The sequence below is a fragment of the Mycobacterium sp. genome (assembly GCF_049280035.1).
Classification (GTDB): domain Bacteria; phylum Actinomycetota; class Actinomycetes; order Mycobacteriales; family Mycobacteriaceae; genus Mycobacterium.
Genome location: NZ_JBAPPI010000553.1, coordinates 1 through 7159, shown reverse-complemented (window position 1 = coordinate 7159; position 7159 = coordinate 1). Strand labels below are relative to the sequence as shown.

Genomic DNA, 7159 nt, shown 5'->3' with positions numbered 1-7159 from the left:
TGTTCGACCGGTCGTGGTACAACCGGGCGGGCGTCGAGAAGGTAATGCGATTCTGCACCCCCGAGCAGCACGCCGAATTCTTGCAGCAGGCACCGCTTTTCGAGCAGATGCTAGCCAATGACGGCATCAGCCTGACCAAGCTGTGGTTCTCGGTGTCGCCCGCCGAGCAACGCACCCGGTTCGCCATCCGGCTCGTCGACCCAGTGCGCCAGTGGAAGTTTTCGCCGATGGACATGGAGTCGATCAACAAGTGGGAGGACTACACAGCGGCGAAGGAGGAGATGTTCAACGCGACCGATACCGACATCGCACCGTGGATCGTAGTCAAAAGCAACGACAAGAAACGGGCCCGCATCAACGCCATGCGCCACCTTCTCGCCAAGTTTGACTACGACGACAAGGACCGCGAGGTTGTGGGCGAGCCGGATCCGTTGCTCGTCGGCCGGGCGTTGGCCGACTGAGCGATACTCCGCCCAAACCCTTACAACAGATTTCGCGCCTGCCGACGGCATTCCTCGGCGATTTGCTGTTCGCGTGAGAACAGCAGGCCGTAGGTGAAGCCGTTCTCCCCGGCTGTTGTCCCAGCCGACACTGCCATTCGCCGTAACGCGGCCGAGGCCAGCACGGTGTCGTGATGATCGCCGAGCACTGACTGAATACCTTTGTAATGCTTCTTGATTCGTTTCGTCTGCTTCGCACCACCGATGGGCTTCGACAGCTCGGCTGCGTAACGAGCCCGCTTAGCTGCCTTGCGGGCTCGATGCAGCAACGCGTCGTCGCCGTTGCGTAGTGCGGCGGTGAGCCGCCGATCCGCTTTCCGCCCCGCCCGCCGGGCCTTGCGAATCAGCTGGCCCTTCGTCGTTTCGGGATTGATCGGCGGGTTGCTGCGCCAGCTACGCAACACCGACATGATGGCCAGATACCGCGGCGAGTCCATGGCATCCCGCACCCGAACACGCGCCGGAAGTTCGATGCTTTGCAACTCATTGCTGACGTGGGACCGCACCGGACCCAAGACGAGTTCCTCCGGGAACTCATCGAGCGCGGCAGTGAATCTGCGGTGCTGCACCTGGCAGTCGCGGACATCACCGAGCAGGGCAGCAAACCAGCGCAGTTCGCCGTCGAAGTCACCGATGGCCGACCTGTCCAGCACCTTGCGAAAGACCCGCAGCGTACTTCTCAGACGCCGGATCGCGACCCGGGTGTCGTGGATCGGGTCTTGCCCACGACGCAAACCCAGGTCACCCGCGACGACCGCATCGATCTGTGCGCCGAGATAGCTCGCCAACGCGCGCCCCGCCGGCGACACCGGCTCGGCAACAGGGGCACGCGGCAGAACATGGGCAAGCTTGGATTCGTAGCGCGACGGTCGTGCTCCAGCGGACCGGAGGCGATCGGTCAGTCGGTTGAAAAACGAACGTGTGCCACTCCCGTGCTCGACCTCAATCTCGCGCCAGGCCAACGAGCGCTGATCCGACCAGCCGTGCACGGAGTCATCGGCAACCTCGGCGCACGGCTGCTCGGCTTCGGGATCGCGGATCCGATACCAATTGCGCACGGTGTGAATGGTCGCGACAGTGGTCAGGTCCTTGCCCAAACTGATGCCGGTAAGCAGCTCTGTTAGCGCCTCGGGCGGTGAATCCGTGAGCGCCCAGCGTAGTTCGGTCCGACCTCCGGTCGCGGGTGTCTTCAGCTGCCAGCCTGCATCGTCGTCGCCGTCGCGGCGACGCAGCAGGATGCCATGAGCCTGCAGGTCTCGCTCGGGAGTGTCGTAGTAGACGCTGGTCAGATCGACAGTGTGATGGTCGACGTGGCCACCGACGACGATGTCTCCGAGATGGGGCAACTCGAACTGTTCACCGACGTCCCACTTGTCTTCACGCTCTAGAACTTCTCGCATCCAACTGGGGTTTCCGCATGAACAGCCGGTCAAACCGCAGGATTGTCTTTGTTATCGCGGCGGAGGCCTACACATCGACGTGACTGCCCGCGCACTATCTGCGCGGCGTCGAGTCGACGATACGTGATCTATCACCTAGCCTGCTCTGATCTATTCCTCTTCGAGGACCAAGGATCGCTAGATCGTGCGCAACACCCTAACAGCGCGGGGTTTCGAATAGTTGACATATCATGTACAAAGATTACTGTGACAATCGACGAATTGATGCACGCCAACCTTCTCGAGGTTTTCAATCAGCGCAATGACGAACGCCGGCGCGCCGCGATCGCGCGCACTTATGCCGACGACATCAGATGGACCGACGACGAAGATGTGACCATCGGACATGCCGCGTTGAACGCCAAAGCAATCGAGCTCCAGGCGAAACTCGGCGACCTTCAGTTCATCCCAGTGGAACCGACCCACCAGACATTAGGACTGGGCTACCTAGCCTTCCAGGTGGTCGAACCCGGCAGCAACACCCCAGACAGCTCAGGTTTCGACGTCGCCATCGTGCGGGACGGCGTCATCGCTGAGCTCTACACCGTGCTGACTGCTCCATCGCGATGAACCCAGCAGACATCTCGAACACGACGGCCGATAGGCGCCGACGATGACCACCACCACGGTCGATCGCTATCGCCTGGGCGACAAAACGGTGTGGCGCGTCGGTTACGGAGCAATGCAATTGGCCGGCGACGGGGTGTACGGCCCACCCCGGGATCGCGACGAAGCGGTCGCGGTGCTGCGTGCCGCCCTGGATGCCGGTGTCGATCACATCGACACCGCCCAGTATTACGGGCCCGGTGTGGTCAATTCGTTGATCCGCGAAGCGCTTTTCCCCTACCCCGACGGGTTGGCCTTGGTCAGCAAGGTCGCTGCCCGACGGGACGATCACGGGGGGGTCGTGCCTCACGACGATCCCGATCAGCTCCGCGCCGGCATCGAAGAAAACCTTGCAACGCTAGGCGTCGAGCAACTCACGGCGGTAAATCTGCGGGTGTTGGACAACGCGGTGCCCGACCAACGGTTCGTCGAGCAGCTCGGCGCGTTGGCGGCCGCCCGGGACGAAGGCCTGATCGCAGGTGTCGGGATCAGCAACGTCACCCACCGGCACCTGCTGATGGCGCTTGAGATCACCGACGTCGTCTGCGTGCAAAACGCGTACAACCTCGCAGATCGGTCGTCAGAACCAGTGCTTAACGAGTGCACCGCTCGAAACATCCCGTTCGTCCCGTTTTGTCCGCTGGGCTGGCCGAAGAAACAACATGACACAATCCAGACCAATCCGACTGTCACTGGCGTCGCTGACGGCCACGGTGCCACGCCAGCCCAGGTCGCCCTCGCCTGGTTGTTGGCGATCGCTGACAACGTGCTGCTGATCCCCGGGACCAGGAGTCGCGGCCATCTCGCTGAAAACCTTGCCGCCGGATCGCTGTCGTTGCGCGAGGACGAAGTCGCCAGTCTCACCGCAGCATTCAACAAAACCCAAGCATCACCATCTCACTAGGAGGAATCTCAATGAAGTTGTCAAGCCGCCGCGGCGTTAGGTGCGGTGGGTTGATAGGTCGTGTGGTCGCGCAGCATGGCCCACAAAACGTTGAGGCGGCGGCGGGCCAGGGCCAAGACGGCCTGGGTGTGGCGTTTTCCTTCGGCGCGTTTGCGGTCGTAGTAAGTGCGCGAGGCGGTGTCGGCGCGGATGCTGATCAGTGCGGACAGGTAGCAGGCGCGCAGCAGGCGCCGGTTGTAGCGGCGGGGGCGTTTGAGGTTTCCGCTGATTCGGCCGGAATCGCGCGGTACTGGGGCCAATCCAGAGACGCCGGCGAGGCGGTCGACGGAGTCGAATGCGCTCATGTCGCCGCCGGTGGCGGCGATGAACTCGGCGCCGAGGGTGACGCCGAAGCCGGGCATGCTCAGGATGATTTCGGCGTGGCGGTGGCCGCGAAATCGGTCCTCGATCATCGCGTCGGTGTCGGCGATTTCGGTGTCGAGGCTGATCACCTCCTCGGCCAAGCGGGCCACCATGGCGGCAGCGAGTTGTTGCCCGGGCACGGTGGTGTGTTGAGCGTTGGCCGCTTCGATGGCGGTGGTCGTGACCGCATCGGCGTTGCGGGCTTTGCGTTTACGCAAGAACGCGGCTACCCGAGCGCCGCCGGCGCGGCGCAGCCCGTCGGGGGTTTGGTAGCCGCTGAGCAGGATCAGCGCGGCCTTGTTCTTGCTGTAGTCAAAGGCGCGTTCCAAAGCCGGAAAGTACTCCAGCAGCTGGGCGCGCAACCGGTTGATCGCCCGCGTGCGATCGGCCACCAGGTCGGTGCGCCGGCTGGTCAAAATGCGCAGCTCCACCGCGATGTCATCGCCGGGGCGCAGTGGCTGCAGATCGCGGCGCATGCGGGCCTGATCGGCGATGATCGCGGCGTCTTTGGCGTCGGTCTTGCCGTCGCCGCGGTAACTGCCTGCGGCGTGATAGACCGTGCGGCCGGGAATGTAGAGCAGCCGCTGCTCGGCGGCGATAAGCAAGGTGATCAGCAACGCGGCCCCGCCGGCGTTGAGGTCGATCGCCCAGGTGACCTCGCCTCCATCAGCCAGCGTCGTCACTGCCGCAATCAACTCCAGCAGCGCGGTTTCGTCGTTGCCGACGCGCCGCGAGAGCAGTCGCTGCCCGTCGCCGTCGATAACCATGCAGTGATGGTCCGCTTTGCCGGCGTCCACACCCGCCCAGACAGGTTGTGCCACAAACACCTCCGTAGCCGTTATCGTCCCGATCAACCCAGCAGACGACCGCGCCGTCGTGTCCTTACACAGCGATCAAATCGCATCTCTCAATTAGCGGTCGAGTCGTCGCGGGACGGCGGGCGGCCAATCCTCCTCAGCCATAACAGTTGGCAACAACATGCAAGCCATACCCGCCGTCCCTGGGTGACTCGAAGCCTACGGCCAGCGGCGACGAACACCCTGGAAGAAAGGTAAGGACATCATGAATCTGGCGCTGTGGATAGTCGCAATCGTCTTAGCGGCAAGCTTCGCGGGAAGTGGGCTGATGAAGCTGCTCGTTCCCAAGGAAAAGCTCGTCAGCTCTGGTCAAGGCTGGGCGCAGGACGTCACCCCGACGAATATTCGATTCATCGGAGTCGTCGAGGTTCTCGGCGCGGCGGGGCTGATCTTGCCTGCGGTCACTCACATCGCCCCAATCCTTGTTCCGCTGGCAGCGATTGGCTTGATCCTCGTGATGGTCGGCGCGGCGGTCGTTCATGCTCGCCGGAAGGAACCCCTGAATATCGGGGTGAATGCCGTAATTCTGGCGCTGGCCGCCTTCGTTGCATGGGGCAGGTTGGGGCCTTACCCGTTTGCGTGATGTTGCTGCGAACGTCACGGAAAACATAGCCATGACAATGCCGGCAGTGGTGCTCACCAATGAACGAACGATCGCCCTCGAAGAACGCCCGCGGCCGACACTGCGACCCGACCAGGTCATCGTCGAAGTCGACCTCTGCGGCATCTGCGGAAGCGATCTTCACGCAGCACAGTTGCCGCAGGTCTAACGCAATCGCCGCACTCACGGCGAAGGCTGTGCACTTCCGTTTCGGAAATGCCGCCCCGCCCAACACCCAATCCGAGCTTCTCGCGGCAGCCAGGTCCTTTCGCGATGCGATCGCCGATCTGCGCCACACCATCCTCGACCTCTGGGAGGTCGACGACGGCACGGTGATCGCAATCATGGACGTCCACTATCGGCGCATTGACGGCGGCGAATTAGATTTGCCCTGCTGCAACATCTTTGGAGTGCACAACGGAGTCGTCGACGATTACCGCATCTACATGGACGTCAACCCGGTTCTCGCGCCCTAACAGCCGCCGGATCCGTCTACAGGGGTGCCGGCGGCAGCGAAGCATTCAGATTCAGGCTCGCCTGGATGTGCTCCAGCGCCGCGGTGAAAGGAGCGACAAGTTCGTCCGGCAGTGGGTCGAAGAACAGTTTCTTGACCAGCATGGCGTGACCGGGCGCCGCGTCGACCATCGCATCCATGCCTTTCTTGGTCAGAACCGCATCGGTCGCCCTCCCGTCTTCGGTCGACCGGATGCGCTTGGTGAGGCCACGTTCGCTCAATCGCCGCAAGTGGTGGGACAGCCGGCTGCGTTCCCAGCCGATCAAGGCGGCCAGATCGGTGACCTGCAGCTTGTGTTCAGGGGCATTACTCAGGGCGTTGAGTACGTGATAGTCGGACAACGAGAGATCGTTATCGCGCTGCAATTGTTTGTTGATCTCGTAGTTCATCCGCAATTGGACGCGCATATAGGCAACCCAGGCGCGAAGTTGTGACGGGGACAGCCACGGACTGTCACCAGCCGGTGAGCGGCGTGGACGCGACATTTCACGGTCTTTCTGCTGGACGCTTCATGCTTATTATCCGCGATCATCTCCCGCCAAACCAGCTTTCTGCGTTGGTGAAAACCCACCTGCTGCGCGGGCTTGCCGCCGTCAACGCGCAGCGCCCTCGCGCACAGGCGCAGGGCATTTTGGTGATGTTTCAAATTGTCGCGGCATAGCAGCGCACACCTGTGCACACTATCTCGGAATACCGATCGGTTTACTTGCGTTGGGCTGGAGGTCAGCGGGGCATCCGCGAATGGGAGAGGCGACAAGCATGACCACCGAGAACGACCTATTCCTGATCACCGGAGCCAGTGGGAAGACCGGCGCACACACCGTCCGCTTGCTGCGTGAACGTGGCCTACGCGTCCGCGCCTTCGTGCATGCCTTGGACGAGCGCGCGGACCGGCTGGCTGAACAGGGCGCCGCAGTCGTCCAAGGCGATCTACTGGACTTCCCGGCCGTCAGCGCGGCGACAGCCGGCGTCACCGCAGCCTACTTCGTCTACCCGATCCGCTCGGGGTTGCTTGAGGCCACGGCGAACTTCGCGCAGGCCGCTAGTGAGGCCGGGGTGCACGCGGTCGTGAACATGTCGCAAATCTCGGCGCGGCGCGAAGCTACCAGCAATGCCGCCCGGCAACATTGGATCGCCGAGCGGTTCTTGGATCGCACCGCCCTTGTCACCGCACATCTGCGACCCACCTTTTTCATGGAATGGCTAAACGCGTTCTGGGTGCGCGCCGGCGCCAACGAAGGCATCTTCCGGTTGCCCTTCGCCGATGTCCGCCACGCCCCGATCGCCGCGGTCGATCAAGCCAAAGTTATTGCGGCGATTCTGCAGAACCCCGATC

The 7159-nt window shown here is 62.7% G+C and carries 10 protein-coding genes and 1 pseudogene; 8 read left to right on the top strand and 3 right to left on the bottom strand.

Going from position 1 to position 7159, the window contains the following annotated elements; genetic code table 11:
- A pseudogene (locus WAN71_RS17995) lies at positions 1-461 on the top strand (polyphosphate kinase 2); the annotation flags it as partial.
- Between the two features lie 20 nt (positions 462-481).
- On the opposite strand, the gene WAN71_RS17990 reads toward WAN71_RS17995, so the two are convergent.
- Entirely contained in the window at positions 482-1900 is a 1419-nt protein-coding gene (locus WAN71_RS17990) for a CHAD domain-containing protein (RefSeq protein ID WP_422226633.1), read from the bottom strand.
- Between the two features lie 246 nt (positions 1901-2146).
- Here WAN71_RS17990 and WAN71_RS17985 point away from each other — a divergent pair, with 246 nt between their 5' ends.
- Complete coding sequence (locus WAN71_RS17985; protein ID WP_422226632.1) at positions 2147-2509, top strand: nuclear transport factor 2 family protein; 363 nt, start codon at positions 2147-2149, stop codon at positions 2507-2509.
- A gap of 43 nt (positions 2510-2552) precedes the next feature.
- Positions 2553-3449: an oxidoreductase gene (locus WAN71_RS17980; protein WP_422226631.1), complete on the top strand. Its 897-nt coding sequence runs from the start codon at positions 2553-2555 to the stop codon at positions 3447-3449.
- A 20-nt stretch (positions 3450-3469) separates the two neighbouring features.
- Here WAN71_RS17980 and WAN71_RS17975 read toward each other — a convergent pair whose 3' ends face one another.
- On the bottom strand, positions 3470-4678 hold the full coding sequence (locus tag WAN71_RS17975) for an IS110 family transposase (protein ID WP_422226630.1): 1209 nt from the start codon (positions 4676-4678) through the stop codon (positions 3470-3472).
- Positions 4679-4913: 235 nt separating this feature from the next.
- On the opposite strand from WAN71_RS17975, the gene WAN71_RS17970 reads away from it, so the two are divergent.
- From WAN71_RS17970 to WAN71_RS17960, 3 genes are read left to right on the top strand one after another with little or no spacing between them, the layout of a single operon-like run.
- The gene (locus WAN71_RS17970; RefSeq protein ID WP_422226629.1) at positions 4914-5291 is read left to right on the top strand and encodes a DoxX family protein; all 378 of its coding nucleotides are present in this window, start codon (positions 4914-4916) and stop codon (positions 5289-5291) included.
- Positions 5292-5322: 31 nt separating this feature from the next.
- Complete coding sequence (locus WAN71_RS17965; RefSeq protein WP_422226628.1) at positions 5323-5478, top strand: hypothetical protein; 156 nt, start codon at positions 5323-5325, stop codon at positions 5476-5478.
- A gap of 28 nt (positions 5479-5506) precedes the next feature.
- Positions 5507-5785, top strand: coding sequence for a hypothetical protein (locus WAN71_RS17960; protein WP_422226627.1), 279 nt, complete (start codon positions 5507-5509; stop codon positions 5783-5785).
- Between the two features lie 16 nt (positions 5786-5801).
- Here WAN71_RS17960 and WAN71_RS17955 read toward each other — a convergent pair whose 3' ends face one another.
- Complete coding sequence (locus WAN71_RS17955) at positions 5802-6212, bottom strand: MarR family winged helix-turn-helix transcriptional regulator (protein WP_422226626.1); 411 nt, start codon at positions 6210-6212, stop codon at positions 5802-5804.
- Positions 6213-6286: 74 nt separating this feature from the next.
- Here WAN71_RS17955 and WAN71_RS17950 point away from each other — a divergent pair, with 74 nt between their 5' ends.
- Entirely contained in the window at positions 6287-6484 is a 198-nt protein-coding gene (locus WAN71_RS17950) for a hypothetical protein (RefSeq protein WP_422226625.1), read from the top strand.
- A 98-nt stretch (positions 6485-6582) separates the two neighbouring features.
- Positions 6583-7159 (top strand): NmrA family NAD(P)-binding protein (locus tag WAN71_RS17945; protein ID WP_422226624.1); only part of this gene is annotated, 577 nt, incomplete at its 3' end.